Annotated in this window: 5 protein-coding genes; all 5 read right to left on the reverse strand. The window is 37.4% G+C overall.

What is annotated here, in order from left to right; genetic code table 11:
• Window positions 1-165 precede the first annotated feature (165 nt).
• The gene (locus AB1422_18360; protein MEW6621264.1) at window positions 166-297 is read right to left on the reverse strand and encodes a hypothetical protein; all 132 of its coding nucleotides are present in this window, start codon (window positions 295-297) and stop codon (window positions 166-168) included.
• A gap of 114 nt (window positions 298-411) precedes the next feature.
• Window positions 412-1,407: an acetyl-CoA carboxylase carboxyltransferase subunit alpha gene (locus tag AB1422_18365; GenBank protein ID MEW6621265.1), complete on the reverse strand. Its 996-nt coding sequence runs from the start codon at window positions 1,405-1,407 to the stop codon at window positions 412-414.
• Window positions 1,408-1,420: 13 nt separating this feature from the next.
• A complete protein-coding gene (locus AB1422_18370; protein ID MEW6621266.1) occupies window positions 1,421-2,485 on the reverse strand; it encodes a type IV pilus twitching motility protein PilT in 1,065 nt (354 codons plus the stop codon).
• A gap of 67 nt (window positions 2,486-2,552) precedes the next feature.
• On the reverse strand, window positions 2,553-2,672 hold the full coding sequence (locus AB1422_18375; protein MEW6621267.1) for an alpha/beta hydrolase: 120 nt from the start codon (window positions 2,670-2,672) through the stop codon (window positions 2,553-2,555).
• A 291-nt stretch (window positions 2,673-2,963) separates the two neighbouring features.
• Entirely contained in the window at window positions 2,964-3,125 is a 162-nt protein-coding gene (locus AB1422_18380; GenBank protein ID MEW6621268.1) for a hypothetical protein, read from the reverse strand.
• Between the last annotated feature and the right edge of the window lie 53 nt (window positions 3,126-3,178).

Here is a 3,178-nt window from a genome sequence, read left to right on the forward strand (position 1 = left end):
GTTTTGCAAAATCAGAAAACTGTAATTTTTAAGCGGGTATTTAAAACCTCTATTTTTATCAATTTCCTCCAAAGAGCAAAATGCAAAAAGCAAATATAAAAATTACATATCAAAATGTAAAATTATCCCTTTCCTTTCAGCGTTAAAATACTTAAAGCAAAAATATTACCAAATTCCTCCAACTCTTTGAGAAACACTATCCTTTGGCAACTTATCGATGAATTCTATAAGTCGCAGAGTAAAGTTATACCGTCTTTTGTTGAAGTCCTTTTTGAAATTTGATTTGTAATTTTGCATTTTGATATTTATATTTGATATTTAATATTTGATATTTAATATTTATTTGTTGTCTCCCCCAAATCCTATTTTGCAGAACCCTGGATGTTAATTTACCATATTCTCAATTCATTGTCAATTTTTTTCTTTGGCTTTTTCCTCCGGTGTATTATTTTCACTGAATCGACCCATTTTGCGGAATTTTTTATACCGTTTTAAAACAAGGGTTGAGGTGTTATGTTTTTGGAGTTCATAAAGATGTTTGATTAATGCCTTTTTAACATTATCACATATTTCATCTATGTTTCGGTGTGCTCCACCTGCTGGTTCCTGGATAATTTCGTCAATTATTTCTAATTCAAGGAGGTCTTTTGCGGTAAGGCGAAGGGTGGCGGCTGATTCTGGGGCTTTATCTTTATCTTCCCAGAGGATAGCGGCACAGCCTTCTGGGGAAATAACCGAGTAAATTGCATTTTCTAACATTAAAATTCTATCACCTACGGCTATGGCTAATGCACCACCACTACCACCTTCTCCAATGATGGTAACGATAATAGGTGTTTTAAGTTGGGAGAGTGCAAATAGATTTTTAGCTATCGCTTCTCCCTGACCTCTTTCTTCTGCCCCTATCCCTGGATAGGCACCTGGGGTATCGATAAAAGTCAATAGTGGTTTTTTGAATTTCTCAGCTAATTCCATTATTCGCAGAGCCTTGCGGTATCCTTCTGGATGAGGCATACCGAAATTACATAGAAGATTACTTTTGGTATCTCTACCTTTTTTGTGTCCAATTATAAATACACATTGGCCTTCTAAAAAGGCAATACCACCTATTATTGCCGGGTCATCTGAGTATTTTCTATCGCCATGCAATTCGATAAAATCAGTAAAAATCTTCGAGATATAATCTATCGTGTTCGGTCTTTGTGGATGTCGAGCTAACTGAGTTATTTGCCAGGGGGTAAGATTAGCGAATATCTTGCGTTTTATTGTCGCTACTTGTTTTTCTAATTCCTTAACCTGTTTTGTTACATCTAAATCTTGTTTAGTCTGACTAATACTGGTTAGTTCTGTAATTTTGTTTTCTAATTCTTCAATTGGTCGTTCAAAATCTAAATATGTATTTCCCATAGGTATTTTGCCTTTACCGAGCTTTTCCTACCAAATCTGCGAATTCTCTTGGATTAATAGATTTAGCTAATGCTTCTTCATAAGAAACTATTTTTTTAGCCACTAATTCTGCTAAAGATTGGTCCATACTGCGCATACCTTGTTTTTTTCCGGTTTGAAGCACGGAAGGTATCTGGTAAGTTTTGGCTTCACGAATAAGAGACCTGACGGCTGGCACAGCCACCAGAACCTCAAAAGCGGCTACTCTCCCTTTTTCAACTACCTTTCTAATCAAAAGTTGTGAAATAACACCGACTAAATTAACGGTTAATTGAGAACGGACTTGAGGTTGTTGATGAGGGGGGAAAACATCGACTATTCGGTCAATAGTTGAAACTGTATCTGTGGTATGGAGTGTGCCGAGAACCAAATGTCCAGTTTCCGCCGCGGTCACAGCTAATTGTATCGTTTCCAGGTCACGCATCTCACCTATTAAGATAACATCCGGGTCCTGGCGAAAGACATGTTTTAATGCCTCACTAAAAGATAAAGTATCTGATTCTAATTGTCTTTGATTTACAACCGCTTTTTTACATTCATGAGTGAACTCAATCGGGTCTTCAATCGTCATTATATGAACCGGGAAAGTCTCGTTAATATAATCAATTAAAGCGGCTTGAGTCGTAGTTTTTCCTGCCCCAGCTGAGCCAGTAATTAATAAAAGCCCTCTTGGCCTGCGACATAAATCTTTACAGATTTCAGGCAGACCTAATTCATCCATAGTTTGGGTTTTTAATGGAATAATTCGGCAGACTATTCCTATCATTTCGCGTTGTTGGAAGATATGTGTTCTGAATCTTGCCAAACCAGGTATTTCATAACTCAAGTCCAGCCCCAATGATGCCTCAAATCTGCGTTGTTGGGTTGGTGTTAGCATATCATAAGCTAATTTTTTAGTATCTGCCTCGGTAAGTTTGGGTAGAGTTTCCAGGGCAACTAAATCCCCATAGACCCTGAGTAAAGGTGGACTTCCAACCTTTAAATGCAGGTCTGATGCATCGCTTTTAACGGCAATTTCTAATAATTCGTTAATATTCATAATTACTGCCTTATCAATCTTAAAGAGACACTATTGTGGTGTTGAGTAAGTTTTGCACGGGGTATCATCAGATTTCATAACCGGCAAACGGATAATTGGTAACTGGTAACTGGTAATTGGTAACTGGTAATTGGTAACTCGTAATTGGTAATTGGTAACTCGTAATTGGTAATTGGTAACTGGTAATTGGTAATTGGTAATTGGTAATTGGTAACTCGTAATTGGTTAAATAATTTCGTCCTGAGTTCAGCCGGTAATCCCTCAGTTATCAGTGGTAAAAACTAAATAGAAATTTTCTCTCGCAAAGACACAAAGTTCGCAAAGATTATAATTTATTCCTTTGCGTTCTTTGCGCCTTAGCGGGAAATTTAATCTTTATGCCTTTCCCCTGAAAATAGCGAATTAGTGAATTAGAGATTAGCGAATTAGTATAGTATCCACAGACTCGTATCCTCTGGTTTAGAACACATATTCCCCCTTAATAAAGGGGGTTAGGGGGTTGTCCTTCTCCCATTTTCATTGCCCTTTGTGAGCCCTGGCTCATGTCCGTTTCTCCTGAAAATAGAAAGTAGAGAGTAGAAAGTAGAGAGTAGAAAGTAAAGAAAACATCACTCCTTACGCCTATCTCCTTACCTCCCACCTTCTATCTCCTACCTACTATTTTCATCGTCCTCGTATAATATATATTGTTGG

Source organism: bacterium, assembly GCA_040757115.1.
Classification (GTDB): domain Bacteria; phylum UBA9089; class CG2-30-40-21; order CG2-30-40-21; family SBAY01; genus JBFLXS01.